This window comes from Cupriavidus sp. PB-02 (genome assembly GCF_058252315.1).
In genome coordinates this window covers 634,872-655,178 of record NZ_CM177694.1, presented here as the reverse complement: position 1 = coordinate 655,178, position 20,307 = coordinate 634,872, and the positions used below count along the sequence as shown (strand labels likewise).

Sequence of the window (20,307 nt, the reverse complement as noted above, 5' to 3'; positions counted from 1 at the left end):
CGGTCAGGGCGTCCAGTACCAGATGGCGGAGTTGGAGATAAAAGTCTCCCACATCGCGTGCGGCTTGCCGGGATCATCGTCCTCGTAGCGGCGGGCCAGCACCCATTGGGCCTCGATGCGCTCGCGCGATGGATCGCCCAGGCCATCCTGTTCGCCCTGGGCCAGGTAGCGGCCGGCAAAGGTGGTCAGCGAGGCATGCTGCTCCGACTGGTTCTTCCAAAGCACCGTGAAGCCGATCAGCGCGCCGTCGGTCATGCCGTGGGTATCGAACCAGGCATTGGGGTCGGGCTTTCCCACCTTGGTCTGGTAGCGCCCGGTGAAATGGGCACCCGGCCCGATGGAAAGAATCTCGAGCCCGCCGCCGTTGCGGCTCAGCCATCGTCCAACTCGGATTGTCATGGTGTCTCCTTGCGTCTTGTCCGGCGCGGCGGGCGTCTGAAGCCCGGCGAGTCCCGCTTGCCTGAGGTTATGGCTGCTCGCTGCCACGCAGTCCGGCGAGGTTGTGCTTGATCACGTCCAGCACCGCGGCGGTCATCACCGAGGTGGAGACGCCGAACATCAGGATCCCGTTGGCCGCCTCCAGCGGCCCCAGCAAACGCCGGTCCGCGGACATGACGATATCGCCGTAGCCCAGCGTGGCGAAGTTGACACCGGAGTGGTACAGCGCGGTGGCGTAGTCGCTGAATTCGCCAAGCAGCATAAACAGGACCGCCCAGATCGCCATCTGCACGAAATTGCCGAGCAAGGTCACCAGCATCACCATCGCCAGCATCAGGATATCCAGCGACAGCGCTGCGCGGTTTCGCCGGACATTGTCGAAGCGTACGTAGTAGCGCAGGCAAATGGTGATGAAGACGGCCTGCAGCAGCAGGCAAAGCATCATCACGGGAAGGCCGATTAGCAGATTGCGCAGCATGATGGGCCGGTTCAGGTGCCGTGTCGGCGCACACGGCGGGGTTGATCGAGCAACTGGAGCATCATCCAGGCATACAGGGTAACGCCGATAAACAGTGCCATGCGCACGGCGAATGCCGTGTAGACATCCTTGCCGGCGGCGCTGTCCTGCACCGACTGCCCCAGCAGGATAATCAGGGTCACTAGGGTATTCAGCCAGAAGCTCGGCGGCTGCCGCGTCGGGCTGAGGCCATAGAGCTTGCGCGCGACCAGCAGGCCGAACAGCAGCATCCACAGGAAGAACATCCACAGGTGCACGAACAGGCTGAGCGCGCCCCAGAACAGTATCGCCAGCGCGCCGCCGAGCAGCGTCGAGCCGATGAGTTCGCGGCCGGCGTTGCGAGCCGTGGTGGTGCAGCTTTGCCGGCCGAGGCTGACCGCTTTCATGATGATCGGCATGTAGCCGGCCGGATCGTTCAGCGCCAGCAGGTAGGCCGGCATCACCACCAGGGTAGCGCGTAGCGCGATCCAGGCAGCCTGGTCAGCCGGCAAGGCCGGGGCCGCGGGCGCTGCCGGCGCACCGGCGGGTTCGGGAAACAGCCAATGGCCGATCGCCAGCACTGCCACCGCGACCAGCAGTCCCTTGACCAGCGCCTCGATGACCGTGACCGCCAGTCCGAAATCGAAAGTGCCGGCGGCCGAGATCATGGTCAGGCCGACCACCAGGAAAGTGGAGACCAGGTTGTTGCCGCCGCTCAGACCAAGGCGGAAGGCCAGGAACAGGCCGAGGCCGATCAGCAGCACGCCGCTCAAGCCGTAGTGGCGCAGCAAGGGAATCAGCAGCAGCCCACTGCCGGTGGTCAGCATCACGACCAGCGCCAGGCCCAGCCCGGCCTTGAGCGACATCGGCCGGTTGAGGCTGGCAAGCAGGAACACGGCGAGGACCGGGGCGACCATGGGGATCGGCAGCTGCAGGCCGAAGCTGGCCGCCAGGCACAGCGCGGTGCCGCTGGCCAGCCGCAGCGCGCGCTGCGCGCGGGGCGAGCGCGAGCGCGCGCCGGACAGGGGCGCAGTGCTGTCAGTAGACATAGGAAAGCCAGCTCATCAGGAACAGGAACACGCGGCCGAGCGGATTGAGCGGATTGCCATGCAGCGGGAACGCCATGACCTCGGCCTGTCCGCCTACGCGGATGCCGCGCAGCGTGGTCAGTTCGCCCGGGTTGAACTCGACGATCACCGGGAAGCGTTGGGCCGGGCGCAGCCAGTCGCGGCTGTTCTGCACCGTCGGCAGGCTGCCGGGCGGCGTGCTGGGGCCGGTGTTGACGCCGTAGCCGACGCTGCGCACGCGGCCTTCGAAGATCCTGCCTGGCAGTGCGTCCAGCACGATGGCAACCGGTGTGCCAGGCTCGACGTGGCCTAGGTTGTTCTCGGTCATTTCCGCATTGATCCACATATCGTGGATCGTGATCAGCGTCATGACCGGGTTGCCGGCAGCAGCAAACTGGCCGGCATCGGTGCGCAGGTCGGTGACCAGGCCGGCCGAGCGTGCCCGCACCCGGGTATTGGCAAGGTCCAGCTCGGCCTTCTCCAGCGCCGTGGCGGCGCTGCGCAGCTTGGCATTCTCTTCCTCGCTGCCCCCCTGCTGCTCGCGCGCGCGCTGCACCTCGGCTTTGGCCGCGGCCACCTGGCTGGTGGCTGCCTCCAGGCTGGCGCGCGCGATTTCGAGGCGGCGCAGTGAAATGGTGCCGGGATCCTCGCGGTACAGGCGTTCCAGGCGTTCGCTGTCCTGGCGTGCCTTGAGCTCGTTGGCGCGCGCGGCACGCAGGGAGGCCTGCGCCGACTCGATGCCGGCGGTGCTGGCGCCGATCTGCCGGCGTGTCGACTCGAGATCGGCACGGGCGCGGTCGACGGCAATCTTGTAGTGCTGCGGATCGACCTCGAACAGGACCGCACCTGCCGCAACGTCCTGGTTGTTGCGCACATACACCCGGGTCACGCGCCCGGACACTTCAGACGCGACCGGCACGATAAAAGTCTGCACCCGCGCCTGCTGCGTGTAGGGGGTCAGCCGGTCGGCCAGGAGGTACCAGGCCAGGCTGATGAGGATCACCAGCAGGACCCACCTGATCCCCTTCCTGGCCGGATCGGTGGCGGCGGCGGATTCAGGCGCGGATGGCGCCGCTGGCGCGGGCGGCGCAGGCGCTTCGGCTGGCTTCGGCGTGTCGTTGCTCATCGTTGCTCGCTGACAGGAACCTGCCTCTGGTCTTCAGGCAGGCTGGCATCGACGGGTCTGGGACCCGGCTCATTCAGCAGGTCCCCCCAGTTGGTGCGTTGCTGCATCTGTTCACGGGTGGCCGCGTCGACCAGCGGCCGCTCGCTGTACCACCCGCCGCCCAGGGCCCTGTACAAGGCAATCAGGTTGCTCACGGCACTGCTGCGATTGAGCAGGTAGGCGTCCTGCTGGGTGGCAAGCGCGCGCTGGGCATCCAGTACGCGCTGGAAGTCCGAATAGCCTTCGCGGTACAGCGCGTTGGCCAGCGTCAGCGAGCGATTGGCAGCGACCGTCCCGTCGCGCAGGATTTCCTCGCGCTCCAGCGCCTTGACCAGGCCGCTGGCGGCATCGTCGGCCTCGCGCGCGGCCTGTCGCACGGCGTCCTGGTAGGCGACGATCAGTTGCTGCAGGCGGGCGTCCTGGACGCGCACGTTGTTGCGGATCCGGCCATAGTCGAACACGTTCCAGCGCAGGCTGGGGCCGCCGACCAGGGCCAGGCTGTTGGGCGTGCCGGCCAGCGTGGTGGCGGACCAGACAATGCTGCCCAGCAGTGTCAGCGACGGATAGAGCTCGGCTTGCGCCACGCCGATCAGCGCCGATTGCGCGGCAATCTGCAGCTCGGCGGCGCGGATATCGGGGCGGCGCAGCAGCAGGTTGGCGGGCACGTCCTGCAGCACGGCCCGGTCGATCAGGGGGATCTCACCTTCCTTTTCCGCCAGCTCCGACAGTTCGGGCATCGGGCCGGGGGGGCGGCCCACCAGCACCGCCAGCGCATTGCGCGTGCGCATGATCTGGCTTTCAAACTCAGGAATGCTGCTCAGCGTGCCCAGGTATTGCGTCTTGGCTTGCTGCAGGTCGAGCTCGTCGGTCTCGCCGCTCTTGAACAGCCGCTCGGTGATCTCAAAGCTGCGCTTCTGCAGCCTGGCATTGTCGCGGGCGATGCGCAGCCGCGCCTCGGCTGTGCGCAGCGCGAAGTAGGTTTCCGCCATCTGGGCCCGCAGCAGTACCAGCACGTCTTCATGGTTGGCGCGGGCCGCAAAATAGGCGGCATCGGCAGACTCGATGGCGCGGCTGAAGCGCCCCCAGAAATCCAGTTCCCAGCCGATGTCGAAACCGGCGCTGTATTGCCAGAAACGATTGTTTTGCGGGTTGCGGCCGCCGGCCTGCCGGCTATCCGTGTACAGGACATCGGCCCTGGCCTGCTGCAGCTGAGGGTAGCGCCCGCTCTGGGCAATGCCCAGCTGCGCGCGGGCTTCCATCACCCGCAGGCCCGCGATCCTGAGGCCGGCGTTGTTCGCATCGGCTTCGGCAATCAGGCGTTCGAGGGTCGGGTCGGCGAACACCTGCCACCACTCGCGGATGTCCGGCTGCGTACGCATTTCCGTCGCCTGGTCGAGCGCCGGGCTGCGCCACTGCTGCGCCCAGGGCTCACGCTGCGGCTGGAAGTCCGGTCCCACGCGCGCGCAGCCGCTGAGGCAGAATGCGCCGGTCAGCAAGACGCGGAACGGAAGATGCCAGCGCGACATGGGCGCCCCGGACCACCTCAGACCTGCTGCCGGTTTGCCAGGTCTCCCTCCTGCTCCTGCGCCTGCGCCTGCGGCTGCGGCTGGTCTTCCACCCATTGCCAGAACAGCTGGTAGCCGACCGCGAGCACCACCGGGCCGATAAACAGGCCAATCACGCCGCCGGTGACCATGCCGCCCAGGGCCCCGATCAACACCACCGGCATCGGCACATCGACGCCACGCCCCAGCAGCAGCGGCTTCAGCACGTTATCGGCCAGCCCCGCGATGAAGACATAGATGGAGAAGACAATGGTGGCAACGTTGGCGCCCTCCGAGGCCAGGACATAAATAATCACCGGGATGGTGATCAGCGTGGCCGGCAACTGCGCGATCCCCAGGAGCAGCACAAGTAAGGCCAGCACGCCCGCCGCGGGAACACCCTTGATCACGAAGGCGACACCGATCAACAGCATCTGGATAAAGGCGATGCCGACCACGCCCTGCGCCACCGCGCGGATGGTCGCGGTGCATAGCCTGGCGATGTGCGGGCCTTTGGCCGGGCTAAAGATGCGCGAGGCAATCTGCTCGGCGCTGCGGCTGCCGGCCTCGCCGTAGGCCATGAAGATGCCCCCGATGATCAGCGCGAAGATGAAGATCAGCAAACCCTTGCCAATGCCGGCGATCGCGACCAGCAGGGCAAGGCTGATGTCCTTGATCTGCGGCGCATACTTCTGTGCCAGGCCGGTCAGGTCCGTGGCGGCGTACTGCCACAAGTCGTACACGCGTTGGCCAATCAACGGCCAGGCGGCTACCGACTCTGCCGGCGGCGGAATATGAATGCCCTCGCTCTTGACCATGGCCATGGCATTCTCCACCGAATCGACCATGGCGGAGCCCAACAGATAGGCCGGCACCGCGATGATGGCGATCGCGATCACGACGATCAGCGTGGCGGCACGGCCGTCATTGTTGCCCAGCCTGCGCCTGAGCCTGACCTGCAGCGGATAGATCGTAATCGCCAGGATCACGGACCAGACGATGAGATCGAGAAAGGGGTTGAATATCTGGAAGCAGAAAATCGCCAGCACGGCGATCAGCCCGGCACGGATCAGTACGTCGAGCAGTCCCCGGGACAGCGCTCTCTCGGAAGTGGGCGTGGGCAACATCGATTGCCTCCTTGCAGATCGCCGCAAAGGTATCGGATCGGTAAGCCACTTGCTGGCTCAACGGGCGGCCGAGTCCCGCCTGCAAAAGGCGCGCCCGCCGTGTCATCCACGCCAACGCACGGCCCTGGCAATCTCACCGCCGCGCATCAGCCCAACGAGGTTAATTACTGGTCTCTTGGACCGGTGAAATCTAGTCTAGTCCATCGGCGCTGGCCGGGACAACCTCGAAAGTTGCGCCTGCCGCCACATAAGCCGCCTAGTATGGTGATAGCCAAAGGACGCCGACACGTCCGGTCTTGCTCGTCCTAATTCGCTGCGGAGGACCTATGGCCAGATTGCCGACGCCAGCATGGGTAATCGCCGTTTCGTTGCTGCTTCTGCTCGGCGGCTGCGCCAGCCGGCCTGTCAACCCGCCGCTTGCCCACGCCGATCCGGCTACCGGCTATCGATACACGACGCGCCCCAACTATGCGAAGACCAGCGAAAACCTGGTGATCCTGGCTTTCTCGGGCGGCGGGACACGCGCCGCCGCCTTCTCGTACGGCGTGCTGGAATTCCTGCGCAATACGGAAGTGGTCGGCCCCAGAGGCGTCAAGTCGCGCCTGCTCGACCATGTCGGCGTCATTACCGGCGTGTCCGGCGGGAGCTTCACCGCGCTCGCCTATGGCCTTTATGGCGACAAGCTCTTCGACGACTACGAGCAGCGCTTTCTCAAGCGCGACGTACAGGGCGAGATTACGTTCCGCACGCTCAACCCCGCCTACTGGCCGTCCCTGTGGTCGGGCGGCTGGGGCCGCTCCGAACTGGCGGCCGATCTGTATGACGAGATCCTGTTCAACGGGGCGACTTTCGGCGACCTGAACCGCGGGCAAGGCCCCTTCATCATTGCATCCGCCACGGATATTTCCACAGGCGCCCGCCTGCCTTTCACCCAGGGCGCCTTCGACGTACTCTGCTCGGACCTGAATGCGGTACGGCTGTCCCGCGCCGCTGCCGCATCGTCTGCCGTGCCGGTCGTGCTGACGCCCATTACACTCAATAACTACGGCGGCAACTGTGGCTACGCACCACCCGACTGGGTCCAGCCTTTTATCGATGCCGCCGACCCGCCCAGGCCGGCTGCGCGTGCGACCCGGCACCTGAAGGAAGAGGCGGAACTCGGAGACAGCATCAACCGGCCCTACATCCATCTCGTGGATGGCGGTGTTTCCGACAACCTGGGCATGCGCAGCGTGCTGGACGCGCTGGAGCTGATGGAAGCGCTGCACCTGGTCGGCCAGCCTACCCCGCTCGACCATACGCGCAGGATCGTGGTCTTTGTCGTCAACTCGCTGTCCACGCCAAAGACGGCATGGGATAAATCGGAGTCCGCGCCCGGTACGCTGGAGATCCTGGTCAAGGCGACGGGCGTTCCCATCGACCACTACTCCTACGAGGCGACCGAGCTGCTCAGGGACAGCCAGGCGCGCTGGCACTCCATGGGCCAGGTCCGGCAGTCCTCTGCCTTCAAGGCGAACAAGGATGCCGCGGTCGCCGCCACGCTGCGCACGCCGGACTCGACCATCTACGCCATCGATGTCTCGTTCGCCCAGTTGGCGGACAAGGCGGAACTGGCCTACCTGAACGAGCTGCCCACCTCGTTCTCCCTGCCTCCCGAGGCCGTCGACCGGCTGCGCGCGGCGGCGGGCAAGATCATCCTGGCGTCGCCCGATTTCCAGCGGCTGCTGCGCGATGTCGGCGCCAGGATTGTGGCCGAACCGGCGCACACGCAACCGTCAGCCCCCTAGTGTTTCCCCTAGTGTAAAAACCGTGGCGAAGCCCGCCGCAGTGCGCTACATTTGCATCAAATAAATCTTCTATTTGATTATTTATTCGATGCGCGCGGTACGTCACGCGCCACCAGGAGACAGCGCCCCCCGATGAGTTTCCAAAACCACTCCTTCTAGCGACGGCGGTGATAGGTCGCGATTTCACGCGTAGCGATCTCGTAGACCTTTTCCAGTTGTTCCAGCTGTCCGGCAGCCTTCAGGGCGCCGGATTTAGGGCCGAATTCGCCTTGCGCGGTCTCGAGCAGTGTCTCGCGCCGCAACCGGGCGAATTCGTCGCACACCCTTATGCCTTCGTCAGTGGCGAAGTAGTAAATGCCCGTGCGTGCGCTGCCGTATTTGTCGACCAGTTCGGCCTTGAGCAGCTTGCGCAACTCATATTGCATGTTGGGCACGTCCTGGCGATTGGTCATGTGCAGCAGGTCCTTGATGGTCTTGGGCCGCTCGTGCATCCGGATGATGTGCAGCAGGGTATTTTCCTGCCCGCTCAGCGTAATCCCGGTCACGGCCGCCAGGCATTCGGACTGCCACCGCAGGAACGACTGATAAGCCCGCATGACGGCGTATTCGAGGTCGGTGATCTCGACGCTGAAATCATCCGTCGCCAGGTGCCAGCGATGTTGCTCGGCAGTGCGGTCGATTTTCGCGGATGGCGTGGAGTTACTCGAGGTCTTGGGCATTGTCAGCTCGACGCACGTTGCGTGCGTGGGTTTTTCAGGGCAGTACGGGCGCCGCATTATCCGCGGGCGGCGCCTGCTTCAGGGATTCTACTTGGCCGGGAGATACGCATGAGAAAAATTCTGAACACGAAGGACTTTGTACTGGGCACGTTTGCGACCAATTGCTCGGGTGGCATGTCGGTGACCAAGATCGGCGAGCGCTGGGACAACTCGTGGGAAAACAACGCGAAGCTGGCGCAGATGCTGGACGAAGCCGGCATCGATTTCATGCTGCCGATCGCGCGCTGGATCGGCTACGGCGGCGAGACCGACTTCCACGGCTCGGTGCTGGAAACGATCACGTGGGCTGCCGGCTTGCTGGCGCAGACGAAGAACCTGACGGTATTCGCGACCATCCACACCGCGGCCAACCACCCGGCGGTGGTGGCCAAGCAGATCGCGACGCTGGACCAGATCGGCCAGGGCCGCGCGGGCCTGAACATCGTGGCGGGCTGGAACCGCCCCGAGTACGAGGCCCTGGGCCTGCCGCTGGCCGCCGGTCACGACAAGCGCTACAGCTATGCGCAGGAGTGGTTCGACGTCATCAAGCAGATCTGGGAGCGCGACGGCGCCTTCAACTATGACGGCGAGAACTTCCACCTGAAGGGCATCTACGGCCTGCCCAAGCCGTGGCACGGCGAGCGCCCGCCGATCCTGAACGCCGCGGGTTCCGGCGAAGGCCGCGACTTCGCCATCCAGAACGCCAATTTTCTGTTCACGCCGGCGATCGACCTGGCGCGGTCCAAAGTGGAAGTGGCCGAGCTGAAAGCCAAGGCCCGTGCGGCAAACAAGCCGGTGCAAGTGCTGACCTTCTCGCACGTGGTGTGCCGCCCGACCGAGCAGGAAGCGCGCGACTACCTGCGCCACTTTGCGCAGGACAACGCCGACTGGGCGGCGGTGGACAACCTGGTGGCGCTGCAGTTTGCCAACGCGCAGTCGTTCCCGCACGACCTGCTGGCACTGATCCGCGACCGCATGGCGGCGGGCCACGGCGGCTTCCCGCTGGTGGGCACGCCCGAGCAGGTGGCCGACGGCATCTGTGCGCTGGCCGAAGCCGGCTTCAAGGGCACCACGCTGTCGTTCGTCGACTACGTGAAGGAGTTCCCGTACTTCCGCGACACGGTGCTGCCGATCCTGGAGGCACGCGGCCTGCGCCAGCCCGGAGGGTCGAAACATGGCGGCCAGTAAGCATGATCCGCTGGCGGCGCTACAGCAGCAGTTCAAGCAGGCGATGCGCGGCTTCGCCGGCGCGGTGACCGTGGTGACGGTGGCCGAAGGCGAAGAGCGCAGCGGCTTCACCGCAACCTCGGTGTCGTCGTTCTCGGCCGAGCCGCCGATGCTGGTGGCGTCGATGAAGGCGACCAGCTCGTCGGCCGGGCTGCTGCAGCGCACGCGGCGCTTCGGCGTGAACCTGCTGCACGTGGAGCAGCAGGCGATCGCGCAGCGCTTCACCGGTTTTGGCGGCGAGGCCGGCGCCGCGCGCTACGGCAGCGACGCCTGGACCCAGCTCACCCGCGACGGTGCCCCGGTGCTGGCCGATGCCGTGGTGGCCATGGATTGCGAGGCGGAGGAACTGCTGGAGCGCCACGGGCACATCCTGATCATCGGGCGGGTGCGGGCGGTACATGTGGCCGAGCAGGCCCCGGCGCCGCTGCTCTACTGGCAGGGACGGTACACGCGGCTGGCGCACGCGTCGGCCTGACACGGCGAATACAACAAGGAGACCCCATGAGCAACACCCTGCAACAGCTTGCCGCGGACCTTTCCGGCGGCAAGGCAAGGATCATCGACCTGACCCAGACCCTGTCGCCGGACTTCCCCGCGCTGGTGCTGCCCCCCGAATTCGGGCAGGTGTGGGCGTTCAAGATGGAACGCATCAGCCAGTACGACGACAAGGGACCGGGCTGGTACTGGAACAACTTCTCCTGTGGCGAGCATACCGGCACGCATTTCGACGCGCCGGTGCACTGGATCTCGGGCAAGGACCACGCCAACAACACCGTGGACACCATCGACCCGGCCAACTTCATCGCCCCCGCGGTAGTGGTCGATGCCAGCGCCGAAGTGGCGGAGAACCCCGACTGGGTGCTGACGGTCTCGCACCTGCAGCGCTGGGAAGCCGAACACGGCCGCATTCCCGCCGGCGCCTGGGTGCTGCTGCGCACCGACTGGAGCAAGAAGACCGACCCTGCCGAGTTCCTCGGCCTGCGCGAGGACGGCGCCCATACGCCCGGCCCGGAACAGGCCACGGTCGAGTGGCTGATCCATGAACGCAACGTCCACGGCTTCGGCGTCGAAACCATCAACACCGATGCCGGCCAGTCCTACGCCTGGCCGCTGCCGTACCCCTGCCACACGCTGATGCACGGCGCGAACAAGTACGGCCTGCAATGCCTGAAGAACCTGGACCAGCTGCCGCCTACCGGCGCGTTGATCGTGGCGGCACCGCTGAAGATCCAGAACGGGTCGGGCAGTCCGTTGCGTGTACTGGCGATCGCGGCCACCTGACAGAACCGCAGACGTCCACAAGAGAAGAGAGAGAGAGAGAGAGAGAAGGGAAGACAATGAAGTACCAACGCAGGATCCTCGCCGCCGTGGCGGCCGCCGGCAGCCTCGTCTCCGGCGCCGCACATGCCCAGAGCGCCGTGCAGCTCTACGGCACGATCGACGCCTTTGCCGGCTCCGTGCGCGCCAGTGGCGATGCCCACGGCACCGCGATCGTCGACAGTTCCGGCCTGACCACCTCGTACTGGGGCATTGGGGGGCAGGAGGCGCTGGGCAACGGCCTGAACGCCGAGTTCACGCTGGAGAGCTTTTTCCGTACGGACAATGGCAAGGTCGGCCGCTTCGACGGCGACGTCATGTTCGGGCGCAATGCCTTTGTCGGCCTGAATGGCGGCTTCGGCGCGATCAAGCTGGGACGCAACACCACGCCGTGGTTCTTGTCCATGCTGTTGTTCAACCCGCTGGCCGACTCGGCGGTGTTCTCGCCGATGTTCCTGCACACCTACACCACGCCGCCGGGCGCGCCGGTGGGCAACTCGGTGGCGGGCGACACCGCCTGGGACAACTCGGTGCTGTACCAGAGTCCGGGCTTCGGCGGGCTGCGCTTCAATGCGATCTACGCGACCGGGGAGAGCACTGGCCACCAGGGCAAGCAGAACTACGGCGGCAATGCCACCTATTTCAACGGCAACTTTGGCGCCACGCTGGCGGTGCAGCGGGTGGGGGTCAATGCGCCAGAGTTCGCGGCCAGCGGCGCCAGCTACCAGATGGCCTACCTGGCGGGCGTGTCCTACGACTTCAAGGTGGTCAAGCTGTTCGGCCAGTACGCGCAGTCGGACAACAGCTTCAGCACGCTGAGCCGCCAGCGCAACCGCACCATGCAGGTGGGCGCGAGCGCGCCGCTGGGACCGGGCTCGCTGATGGCAACGTGGGTGCGTACCTGGCAGGGCGGCAACGAGACGCTGGGCTCGGCCCGCCGCGATACCACCACGCTGGCCTACGACTACCCGTTCTCCAAGCGCACTGACCTTTACGCCGCCTGGCGCTATGACAAGGTAACCGACCTGAACCCGGGCAACACCTTCGGCCTGGGCCTGCGCCACAAGTTCTAGTTGCGGCCTCGGCGCCTCCCTTCGAGGCGCCGACCAGACTCCCTTCGTCGCCTCAAAAAACTATTTCCACAATCATATATTTATGCCTAAACTATGTGGAACAACAACGAGCGCGTGGCGCCGATCGCGCGAAACAGGTTCCCTGGCGGCTTCTCCGGTTCCATATCCGCCACCCATCAGGAGACAGACAATGATCCCAGCTGGCACCGTTCAGCCCTGGCGCCCCGCTTCCCGCGCGACCTATACCGTACTTTTCGTATGCTTCCTTGCGATTCTCTTTGAAGGCTATGACGTCGGCGTCATGGGAGCGGTACTGCCCGCACTCGCCGACGACCGCAACTGGAACCTGACGCCGCTGGAACTCGGCGCCCTCAGCAGCTATGCCCTCGTCGGCATGTTCTTTGGCGCCTTCCTGATCGGCACGCTGAGCGAGATGATCGGCCGCCGCCGCATGCTGCTGCTCTGCGTTTCCTTGTTCTCGCTGACCATGCTGGGCGCGTCCTATGCACCGACGCCCGCCATCTTCGGCGTCTTGCGATTCATCGGCGGGCTCGGCCTCGGTGGCGTCATTCCCGTCGCCGCCGCCTTGACCATCGAGTACTCGCCGCCGCACCGCCGCAGCTTCAACTATGGGCTGATGTACTCGGGGTATTCGGTGGGCATCCTCTGCGCCGCGCTCATTGCGATGTGGCTGTTGCCCAGTCTTGGCTGGCGTGGCGTGATTGGCCTGGGTGCCGTGCCCATGGTGTTGATACCCCTGATGGCGTGGATGCTGCCTGAGTCGCTGGAGTACCTGGTGGGGCAAGGGCGAATCGCTGAAGCGCAGGCATTGGCCGATCGCACTGGCCATGGCCGGCTGCCGTCACAAGCCCGGCCCGCCAACAGCGCCGCCCGCGCCGCCTGGCGCGACGTGATGTCGAGCATGTTCGCCCGCAAGCAGCTACGCGCGACGGCGTGCTTCTGGATCGCACTGTTCTTCGGCTTGCTGCTGGTCTACGGCCTCAATACGTGGTTGCCGACCATCATGCGCAAGAATGGCTACGACCTCGGCTCCAGTCTTTCCTTCCTGGTTATCTTCAGCCTTGCTTCCGCGGTGGGCGGCCTCTTCCTGGGCGGCGCGGCCGACAGGATGGGCGCACGTGGCACCGTTGCGCTCTTCTACCTGATCGGCGCTCTCGCCATCGGCGCGCTGATGTTCCGCAACTCCGTTGCCGTCAACTACCTGCTGGTCGCTCTGGCAGGCGTGGGCAGCGTCTCGGCATCCCTGATCCTCACCGGCTACCTGGCCGGATACTACCCGGCACACGCACGGGCCGCGGCAACAGGATGGGCCCTGAGCTTCGCGCGATTCGGCGCCATGAGCGGCCCGCTCGTCGGCGGCTACGTCGCCGGCTCAGGCCTGAGTTTCGGCTGGAATTTCATCACGTTCTCCATTGCCGGCCTCGCCGCTGCGCTGGCTGTGGCGCTGCTGCCATCGGCAAGGGAACCAGTCGTCGTGACTCGCGGCGGCCAGCAAAGCAACGCAGAAATCGCCTGAGGAGGGGCTTCGGCTTCCGCGGAAGCCGTCCCAGTGACCCCTAGCTCCGCACATATATATGATTATGGAAATGTTTATGTTTAAACGATATCCGTCTCACCCCAACGTGAGCATCAGGAAGAAAAGCCATGGCTGAGCGTTCGTTTGTCGAAGAGGTCAAGAAGTTGCGCCTGGGTTCCGGCGAGGTATTCAGCGGCGAGGGCATCCTTGCGGTCACCAAGGCGCTGCTGGAGTCTGGCGTCGCCTACGTGGCCGGCTACCAGGGCTCGCCGATCTCGCACCTGATGGACGTGCTGGCCGACGCGCAGGACATCCTTGCCGAGCATGGCATCCGCTTCGAGAACAGCGCGAGCGAAGCCACCGCGGCCGCGTCGCTGGCGGCCTCGGTCAACTACCCGCTGCGCGGCGCGGTAACGTTCAAGGCCACTGTGGGCACCAACGTGGCGTCGGACGCGCTGGCCAACCTGGCTTCGGGCGGCGTCACCGGCGGCGCGCTGATCATCGTCGGCGAGGACTACGGCGAAGGTTCCTCGATCATGCAGGAACGCAGCCATGCCTTCGCGATGAAGTCCCAGATGTGGCTGCTCGATCCGCGCCCCAACCTGCCGTGCATCGTGCAGGCGGTGAAGGACGGCTTTGACTTGTCCGAAGCTTCCAATACGCCGGTGATGCTCCAGCTGCGCGTGCGCTCGTGCCATGTACATGGCCAGTTCGTCGCCTCCGACAACCGCCGCAGCCGCTTCTCGATCCAGGACGCGCTGGACCATCCCACGCGCGACCTCAGCCGCATCGTGCTGCCCCCGGCGAGCTTCGTGCACGAGCATGAGAAGATCAAGCAGCGCTGGCCCGCCGCCGTGAAGTTCATCGAGGAACGCCAGCTCAATGAGTTCTTCCACGGCGAGATGGATGACATCGGCATCGCCGTGCAGGGTGGCAGCTACAACACGCTGATCCGCGCACTGGAGCAGCTCGGCCTGGCCGATGTGTTCGGCGAGTCGAAGATCCCCCTGTACGTGATGAACGTGGCCTACCCGCTGATCGATTCGGAGTGGGAACGCTTCTGCGCGGGCAAGCGCGCGGTGCTGGTGCTGGAAGAAGGCCAGCCCAACTTTATCGAGCAGAACGCCGCCAACATCCTGCGCATGGCCGGTGCCACCGCGGCGCTGCATGGCAAGGACCTGTTGCCGCTGGCTGGCGAGTACAACACCGCGACCGTGCTCAAGGGGCTGCGCGCCTTCCTGGAGCAGTACGGCAAGATTGATCCGCTGCCTGAGCCGAAGCCCGCCCGCAAGGTAATCCCGCTTGTGCAGGCCCCGGCCGCCACCGTCGATGCCGTGGCCGCCGAATTGCTGGAACCGCAGAAGCTCGTCGACGAGAGCGTGCATGCGCGCCCGCCCGGCTTCTGTACCGGCTGCCCGGAGCGCCCGATCTTCACCGCGATGAAGCTGGTCGAGCGCGAGATCGGCGAGCACCACGTGAGCGCCGACATCGGCTGCCACCTGTTCTCGATCCTGCCACCGTTCAACCTGGGCAACACCACCATGGGCTACGGCCTGGGCAGCGCCAGCGCCGCGGCCCTGAACGCGCCCGGCGGCAAGCGCGCCATCTCCGTGATGGGCGACGGCGGCTTCTGGCACAACGGCCTGACCAGCGGCATCGCCAACGCAGTCTTCAACAAGAGCGACAACCTGACCATCGTGGTCGACAACAGCTACACATCGGCCACCGGCGGGCAGGACATCCTGTCCTCGACCGCGCTGAACGACACCCGCAGCACCGGCCACGCCATCGAGGACGCGGTCAAGGGCGTGGGTGTCAAGTGGGTGCGCACCATCCGCCACACCTATGACCTGAAGGCGATGAAGGCCACCCTCAAGGAAGCGCTGACCACCGGCGCCAAGGGTCCCAAGGTGCTGATCGCGCAGAGCGAATGCATGCTGAACAAGCAGCGCCGCGAGAAGCCGAAGACGCGCAAGGCGATCGCCGACGGCCAGCGCGTGGTGCGCGAGCGCTTTGGCGTGGATTCGGACACCTGCACCGGCGATCACTCGTGCATCCGGCTATCCGGCTGCCCTTCGCTGACGATCAAGCCCAATCCGGACCCGCTGCGCACCGATCCGGTCGCCGCCGTGCTGGACAGCTGCGTGGGCTGCGGCCTGTGTGGCGAGGTCTCGCACGCAGCGGTGCTGTGTCCGTCGTTTTATCGCGCGCAGATCGTCACCAACCCGACCCGCATCGACAAGCTGCGCCAGCGCCTGCGCGACGGCGTGATCGGCTTCCTGCAGCGTCGCGATGCCGCGCGCCGCACCCGCCTTGCATTCTGAACACCAAGTTTCGAGAGGTTCAATCGTGAACGCACCCAACAACCTCAGCGCCAAGCCGATCAAGGTCGCCATCCTAGCCATGGGTGGCGAGGGCGGCGGTGTGCTGGCCGACTGGATCGTGGATCTGGGCGAGCACAACGGCTATATCGCGCAAACCACGTCGGTGCCCGGCGTGGCGCAGCGCACCGGCGCCACCATCTATTACGTCGAGCTGTTCCCGCGCGACCTGGCCGAGCAGGCCGGCCGCCAGCCGGTGCTGGCGCTGATGCCCACCCCTGGCGATGTCGATGTGGTACTCGCCTCCGAACTGATGGAAGCCGGCCGCGCCGTGCAGCGCGGACTGGTGACGCCGGAGCGTACCACGCTGGTGTCTTCCACCCACCGCGTGTATTCGATTGCGGAGAAATCCGCGATGGGCGACGGGCGGGTCGACAGCAATGAGCTGATCGCCCATGCCGGCAAGGCCGCCAAACGCTTTGTACGCTTCGACATGGCGCAGGCCGCCGAAGCCAGCGGCAGCGTCATCAGCGCCGTGCTGTTCGGCGCGCTGGCGGGTACCGGCGTGCTGCCGTTCAGCCGTGCGCAGTTCGAAGCCACCATCGAGCGCGGCGGTGTGGGCGTGAAGCCCAGCCTGCGCGCCTTTGGCGCGGCGTTCGCCACAGCCGAGGCCGCTGAGACGCCCGCCGCGGAAGCTGCAAAGCCGCTGGGCGAACTCAAGCCGCAGGATCCCAGGGTTGCGCAGTTACTGCAGCGCGCCCGCGTCGAACAACCGGCCGAGAACTGGCCCGTCGTGATCGAAGGCGTGCGCCGCATGATCGACTACCAGGACGTGGCCTACGCCGGCCTGTACCTGGATCGGCTGGCGGCCGTGCACCGGGCCGTCGGCAACAACGACATCGCGCTGCTGCGCGAAACCGCGCGCCACCTGGCGCTGTGGATGTCGTACGAAGACACCATTCGCGTGGCCGACCTCAAGACCCGCGACTCGCGCTTCGCGCGCGTGCGGGGCGAGGTGCGCGCCGGCGACAAGCAGCTGCTGGCGATCAACGAGTTCATGCACCCGCGCCTGGAAGAAATCTGCGAGACGCTGCCGGCCGGACTCGGCCGCTGGCTGATGAAGCCGCATTTCTTGCACCACCTGGTGCGCCGCTTCACCACCTCGGGTCGCGTGGTCACCACCAGCTCGCTGCGCGGCTACCTGATGCTGTGGGCCGTGTCGCGCCTGCGCGGCATCCGCCGCAGCACGCTGCGCTATACGCTGGAAACCGAGCGTATCGAAAGCTGGCTGGCCCAGGTGCTGGCCGCCGCGCGCCTCAACCCGGCGCTGGCGCTGGAAGTGGTGCAGTGCCAGCGGCTGGTGAAAGGCTACAGCGACACCCATGTGCGCGGCCTGACCAACTACCAGACCCTGATGAACGCCGTGATGCGGGCGGGTGCCCGCCTGGCCCCGGCCACGCTGCGCGAGTTGCGCGAGGCGGCGCTGGCAGACGAGCACGGCAAGAAGCTGAAGGAAGCCCTCCTCCGCCATGCGCTGGCGTGACCTTCACGTGCCAACCCCATAGCAGATACCGCAGACCATGAGCACTACGCATACCTTCCGGCGCCGGCACAAGATCCATTTCTCGGAATGCGACCCGGCCGGCATCGTCTTCTACCCGCAGTACTTCGTGCTGTTCAACGACCTGATCGAACGCTGGGTCGACACCCTGTTGCCGGACGGCTACCACGGCGTGATCGGCGCGCGCCGGCTGGGCATGCCGACCGTGCACCTGGAGGTGGACTTCAAGGCGATCAGCCGCTTTGGCGACCAGGTCTGGCTGGAGCTGGAACTGGTGCGCCTTGGGGGCAAGTCGATCACGCTGGCCTGGCGCTGCACCGGCGCAGACGGCGAGCTGCGCATGGCGGCCACGCAGACCATCGTGATGACCTCGCTGGACACGCACCTGGCGATTCCGGTGCCCGACGACCTGCGGGCCGCCATCGAACACGGCCCTGCCCTCGCAGACCGGCCTTTTCCCGAAACCACCGTCTGAATGCCGACGTACCCGCAGCGCGAGTGCCGAAGGCTCCGGTAGTAACCTCATTGGAAGCAGCCATGAACATTGTATGTATCGGCGGTGGCCCCGCCGGCCTGTATTTCGGCCTGTTGATGAAGCTCCAGGATCCCGCCAACAAGGTCGTGGTGGTCGAGCGCAACCGCCCCTATGACACCTTCGGCTGGGGCGTGGTGTTCTCCGACGCCACCATGGACAACCTGCGCGAGGCCGACCCGGTCTCGGCCGAGACCATCGGCGATGCGTTCAACCGCTGGGACGATGTCGAAGTCCACTTCAAGGGCCGCGCGGTGCGCAGTGGCGGCCACGGCTTTATCGGTATCGGCCGCAAGAAGCTGCTGAACATCCTGCAGGCGCGCTGCGAGGAAGTCGGTGTGGAGCTGGTGTTCGAGAACTACGTCGAGGACGACCAGGCCATCGCGCGCAAGTACAACGCCGACCTGGTGCTGGCTTCCGACGGCCTCAACAGCGTGGTTCGCAAGCGCTATGCCGACACCTTCCGCCCCGACATCGACACGCGCAACTGCCGCTTTGTCTGGCTGGGCACGAAAAAGGTGTTCGACGCCTTCAACTTCATCTTCGTGCCGACCGAGCATGGCTGGTTCCAGGCACACGCCTATCGTTTCGAGGACGGCACCTCAACCTTCATCGTCGAGACCCCGGAAGAAACCTGGAAGGCCGCCGGCATCGACCAGATGAGCCAGGAAGAGGGCATCGCCTACTGCGAGAAGCTGTTCGCCCCGTACCTGGATGGCAACCCGCTGATCAGCAACGCTGGCCACCTGCGCGGCTCGGCGATCTGGATCCAGTTCCCGCGCGTGATCTGCGAGAAGTGGGTGCACTGGAACAACCTGACCGACGACAGCGGCCTGGAGAAGAAGGTGCCCGTGGTGCTGATGGGCGATGCCGCCCACACCGCGCACTTCTCGATCGGCTCCGGCACCAAGCTGGCGCTGGAAGATGCCATCGAGCTGGCGCGCACCCTTCGCAACACCGACGGCCCGCTGGAAGATGCACTGAAGCACTACGAAGCCGTGCGCTCGGTGGAAGTGCTCAAGATCCAGAACGCCGCGCGCAATTCGACCGAATGGTTCGAGAACGTCAGGCGCTATGAAGACCTGGAGCCCGAGCAGTTCGCCTACTCGCTGCTGACCCGCTCGCAGCGCATCTCGCACGAGAACCTGCGCGTGCGCGACAAGGCCTGGCTGGAAGGCTACGAGTCGTGGCTGGCCGAACGCGCCGGCACGGATGCTGCCGCCGTGCCGCCGATGCTGACGCCGTACACCGTGCGCGGCGTGGAACTGAAGAACCGGGTGGTGGTGTCGCCCACCGCCATGTACTCGTGCCAGATGGGCGTGCCGGGCAATTTCCACATGGTGCACCTGGGCAGCCGCGCACTGGGCGGTGCGGGCCTGGTGATGGTGGAAATGACGGCGGTGTCGCCGGAGGGCCGCATCACGCAGGGTTGCCCGGGCCTGTGGAATGACCAGCAGGCCGCGGCATTCGCCGGCATCGTCGGCTTCGTGCATGAGCACACCAGCGCGCGCATCGGCGTGCAGATCGGCCACGCCGGGCGCCGTGGCTCGACGCAACTGGGCTGGGAACAGATGGACCACCCGCTGGCCGAGGGCAACTGGCCGCTGATCTCGGCCTCCGCACTGCCGTACCTGCCGGGCGTTTCGCAGACGCCGCGCGCCATGACCCGCGCAGACATGGACCGCGTGTGCGATGACTTCGTCGCCGCCACCCTGCGTGCCGCAGCCGCCGGCTTTGACTGGCTGGAGCTGCAGGCCGGCCACGGCTACCTGCTGTCGAACTTCCTCTCGCCTGTGACCAACCAGCGCAGCGACGAATACGGCGGCTCGCTGGAAAACCGCATGGCCTTCCCGCTGGAAGTGCTGCGCGCGGTGCGCGCAGCATGGCCGCAGGACAAGCCCGTGTCGGTGCGCATTTCCGCCACTGACTGGGTCGAAGGCGGCAACAGCGCCGATGACGCGGTGGCCATGGCACGCCTGTTCAAGGCAGCTGGCGCCGACATGATCGACTGCTCTTCCGGCGAAGTCACGCCGGAGCAGAAGCCGGTCTACGGCCGCATGTTCCAGACCCCGTTCGCCGACCGCGTGCGCAACGAGGCAGGCGTGCCGACCATCGCCGTGGGCGCGATCACCGAAGCCGACCACGTCAACGGGATCATCGCCTCGGGCCGCGCCGACCTGTGCGCGCTGTCGCGCCCGTACCTGGCCGATCCGGCCTGGCTGCTGCGCGAGACCGCGCAACTGGGCTACCGCCGCGTGGAATGGCCCAAGCAGTACCTGTTCGCCAAGGATCAGCTGGAGCGCAACATCAAGCGCGCGGCCGCCTGACGATGGCTCGTCCCTCTCTCGCTCCACGGG

Annotated in this window: 17 protein-coding genes; 10 read left to right on the top strand and 7 right to left on the bottom strand. The window is 66.0% G+C overall.

Annotated elements, in window-relative coordinates; genetic code table 11:
* Window positions 1–3: 3 nt before the first annotated feature.
* The 6 genes from AC10V3_RS03150 to AC10V3_RS03125 all read right to left on the bottom strand — a co-directional run bounded on the left by AC10V3_RS03150 (window position 4) and on the right by AC10V3_RS03125 (window position 5,837).
* A complete protein-coding gene (locus AC10V3_RS03150) occupies window positions 4–399 on the bottom strand; it encodes an avidin/streptavidin family protein (RefSeq protein ID WP_349605618.1) in 396 nt (131 codons plus the stop codon).
* A 67-nt stretch (window positions 400–466) separates the two neighbouring features.
* Window positions 467–916 (bottom strand): ion channel, encoded by a 450-nt coding sequence (locus AC10V3_RS03145; protein ID WP_349605616.1) that lies wholly within the window; start codon window positions 914–916, stop codon window positions 467–469.
* 11 nt (window positions 917–927) lie between these two features.
* The gene (locus AC10V3_RS03140) at window positions 928–1,983 is read right to left on the bottom strand and encodes a DUF2955 domain-containing protein (RefSeq protein ID WP_454751595.1); all 1,056 of its coding nucleotides are present in this window, start codon (window positions 1,981–1,983) and stop codon (window positions 928–930) included.
* Window positions 1,973–3,127, bottom strand: a complete 1,155-nt coding sequence (locus tag AC10V3_RS03135) for an HlyD family secretion protein (RefSeq protein WP_490923102.1) — start codon at window positions 3,125–3,127, stop codon at window positions 1,973–1,975. Before AC10V3_RS03135 ends, AC10V3_RS03140 begins: the two co-directional genes overlap by 11 nt.
* A complete protein-coding gene (locus tag AC10V3_RS03130; protein WP_490923101.1) occupies window positions 3,124–4,692 on the bottom strand; it encodes an efflux transporter outer membrane subunit in 1,569 nt (522 codons plus the stop codon). The genes AC10V3_RS03135 and AC10V3_RS03130 overlap by 4 nt, the downstream gene beginning before the upstream one ends.
* A 17-nt stretch (window positions 4,693–4,709) precedes the next feature.
* Window positions 4,710–5,837: an AI-2E family transporter gene (locus tag AC10V3_RS03125; protein ID WP_490923100.1), complete on the bottom strand. Its 1,128-nt coding sequence runs from the start codon at window positions 5,835–5,837 to the stop codon at window positions 4,710–4,712.
* 326 nt (window positions 5,838–6,163) lie between these two features.
* Between AC10V3_RS03125 and AC10V3_RS03120 the strand changes: the two genes are divergently transcribed.
* A complete protein-coding gene (locus tag AC10V3_RS03120; RefSeq protein ID WP_022533718.1) occupies window positions 6,164–7,624 on the top strand; it encodes a patatin-like phospholipase family protein in 1,461 nt (486 codons plus the stop codon).
* A gap of 155 nt (window positions 7,625–7,779) precedes the next feature.
* Here the strand turns inward: AC10V3_RS03120 and AC10V3_RS03115 are convergent, their stop codons facing one another.
* Window positions 7,780–8,343: a winged helix DNA-binding protein gene (locus AC10V3_RS03115; RefSeq protein ID WP_022533717.1), complete on the bottom strand. Its 564-nt coding sequence runs from the start codon at window positions 8,341–8,343 to the stop codon at window positions 7,780–7,782.
* 108 nt (window positions 8,344–8,451) lie between these two features.
* On the opposite strand from AC10V3_RS03115, the gene AC10V3_RS03110 reads away from it, so the two are divergent.
* The 9 genes from AC10V3_RS03110 (at window position 8,452) to AC10V3_RS03070 (ending at window position 20,277) form a co-directional block, all read left to right on the top strand.
* Complete coding sequence (locus AC10V3_RS03110; protein ID WP_022533716.1) at window positions 8,452–9,570, top strand: LLM class flavin-dependent oxidoreductase; 1,119 nt, start codon at window positions 8,452–8,454, stop codon at window positions 9,568–9,570.
* Window positions 9,557–10,084 carry a flavin reductase family protein gene (locus AC10V3_RS03105; RefSeq protein WP_490923099.1) on the top strand — a complete coding sequence of 176 codons (528 nt, stop codon included), beginning with the start codon at window positions 9,557–9,559 and terminating at the stop codon, window positions 10,082–10,084. The genes AC10V3_RS03110 and AC10V3_RS03105 overlap by 14 nt, the downstream gene beginning before the upstream one ends.
* A gap of 26 nt (window positions 10,085–10,110) precedes the next feature.
* On the top strand, window positions 10,111–10,890 hold the full coding sequence (locus tag AC10V3_RS03100) for a cyclase family protein (protein WP_349605608.1): 780 nt from the start codon (window positions 10,111–10,113) through the stop codon (window positions 10,888–10,890).
* A gap of 56 nt (window positions 10,891–10,946) precedes the next feature.
* Window positions 10,947–11,999 carry a porin gene (locus AC10V3_RS03095; protein WP_454751593.1) on the top strand — a complete coding sequence of 351 codons (1,053 nt, stop codon included), beginning with the start codon at window positions 10,947–10,949 and terminating at the stop codon, window positions 11,997–11,999.
* A 190-nt stretch (window positions 12,000–12,189) separates the two neighbouring features.
* Complete coding sequence (locus AC10V3_RS03090) at window positions 12,190–13,536, top strand: MFS transporter (RefSeq protein ID WP_490923098.1); 1,347 nt, start codon at window positions 12,190–12,192, stop codon at window positions 13,534–13,536.
* Window positions 13,537–13,664: 128 nt separating this feature from the next.
* Entirely contained in the window at window positions 13,665–15,860 is a 2,196-nt protein-coding gene (locus tag AC10V3_RS03085) for a thiamine pyrophosphate-dependent enzyme (protein ID WP_454751591.1), read from the top strand.
* A gap of 79 nt (window positions 15,861–15,939) precedes the next feature.
* Window positions 15,940–17,400: an indolepyruvate oxidoreductase subunit beta family protein gene (locus tag AC10V3_RS03080; protein ID WP_490923650.1), complete on the top strand. Its 1,461-nt coding sequence runs from the start codon at window positions 15,940–15,942 to the stop codon at window positions 17,398–17,400.
* A gap of 37 nt (window positions 17,401–17,437) precedes the next feature.
* Entirely contained in the window at window positions 17,438–17,893 is a 456-nt protein-coding gene (locus AC10V3_RS03075; RefSeq protein WP_022533709.1) for an acyl-CoA thioesterase, read from the top strand.
* 62 nt (window positions 17,894–17,955) lie between these two features.
* Complete coding sequence (locus AC10V3_RS03070; RefSeq protein WP_490923096.1) at window positions 17,956–20,277, top strand: bifunctional salicylyl-CoA 5-hydroxylase/oxidoreductase; 2,322 nt, start codon at window positions 17,956–17,958, stop codon at window positions 20,275–20,277.
* Window positions 20,278–20,307: the final 30 nt, after the last annotated feature.

Coding starts and splice junctions, on each gene's coding strand:
- AC10V3_RS03150 (WP_349605618.1), bottom strand. CDS start 399: ATGACAATCCGAGTTGGACGATGGCTGAGCCGCAACGGCGGCGGGCTC.
- AC10V3_RS03145 (WP_349605616.1), bottom strand. CDS start 916: ATGCTGCGCAATCTGCTAATCGGCCTTCCCGTGATGATGCTTTGCCTG.
- AC10V3_RS03140 (WP_454751595.1), bottom strand. CDS start 1,983: ATGTCTACTGACAGCACTGCGCCCCTGTCCGGCGCGCGCTCGCGCTCG.
- AC10V3_RS03135 (WP_490923102.1), bottom strand. CDS start 3,127: ATGAGCAACGACACGCCGAAGCCAGCCGAAGCGCCTGCGCCGCCCGCG.
- AC10V3_RS03130 (WP_490923101.1), bottom strand. CDS start 4,692: ATGTCGCGCTGGCATCTTCCGTTCCGCGTCTTGCTGACCGGCGCATTC.
- AC10V3_RS03125 (WP_490923100.1), bottom strand. CDS start 5,837: ATGTTGCCCACGCCCACTTCCGAGAGAGCGCTGTCCCGGGGACTGCTC.
- AC10V3_RS03120 (WP_022533718.1), top strand. CDS start 6,164: ATGGCCAGATTGCCGACGCCAGCATGGGTAATCGCCGTTTCGTTGCTG.
- AC10V3_RS03115 (WP_022533717.1), bottom strand. CDS start 8,343: ATGCCCAAGACCTCGAGTAACTCCACGCCATCCGCGAAAATCGACCGC.
- AC10V3_RS03110 (WP_022533716.1), top strand. CDS start 8,452: ATGAGAAAAATTCTGAACACGAAGGACTTTGTACTGGGCACGTTTGCG.
- AC10V3_RS03105 (WP_490923099.1), top strand. CDS start 9,557: ATGGCGGCCAGTAAGCATGATCCGCTGGCGGCGCTACAGCAGCAGTTC.
- AC10V3_RS03100 (WP_349605608.1), top strand. CDS start 10,111: ATGAGCAACACCCTGCAACAGCTTGCCGCGGACCTTTCCGGCGGCAAG.
- AC10V3_RS03095 (WP_454751593.1), top strand. CDS start 10,947: ATGAAGTACCAACGCAGGATCCTCGCCGCCGTGGCGGCCGCCGGCAGC.
- AC10V3_RS03090 (WP_490923098.1), top strand. CDS start 12,190: ATGATCCCAGCTGGCACCGTTCAGCCCTGGCGCCCCGCTTCCCGCGCG.
- AC10V3_RS03085 (WP_454751591.1), top strand. CDS start 13,665: ATGGCTGAGCGTTCGTTTGTCGAAGAGGTCAAGAAGTTGCGCCTGGGT.
- AC10V3_RS03080 (WP_490923650.1), top strand. CDS start 15,940: ATGGGTGGCGAGGGCGGCGGTGTGCTGGCCGACTGGATCGTGGATCTG.
- AC10V3_RS03075 (WP_022533709.1), top strand. CDS start 17,438: ATGAGCACTACGCATACCTTCCGGCGCCGGCACAAGATCCATTTCTCG.
- AC10V3_RS03070 (WP_490923096.1), top strand. CDS start 17,956: ATGAACATTGTATGTATCGGCGGTGGCCCCGCCGGCCTGTATTTCGGC.